Consider the following 243-nt stretch of genomic DNA (forward strand, 5'->3'; position numbering starts at 1 on the left):
GGCGATGAACGCCCGGCCCCAGGTGACGGCGTCGAGCAGTCCGGACTCCACCTCCGCCTCCGCCTCTTCGATCGACAGCGACGCACCGCCGATCAGCACGCCTTTCCATAGCGGCCTGATCTTGCGCACCGCGGGGCCGGACGTATCGGCATAGACCGACCCCGCGCCGCTCACGTCCAGCGCGACGAGGCCCAGCCTGCGCAGTTCCGGCAGCAAATAGGCGAGCATGGCGTCGATGTCGGG

The 243-nt window shown here is 69.5% G+C and carries 1 protein-coding gene; it reads right to left on the reverse strand.

What is annotated here, in order from left to right; all coding sequences use genetic code 11:
• Positions 1–243: hypothetical protein (locus tag AC0IYH_RS33500; protein ID WP_471838748.1), on the reverse strand; the 243-nt coding region annotated here is incomplete at both ends.

Source organism: Pseudomonas sp. AC463 (assembly GCF_979253585.1).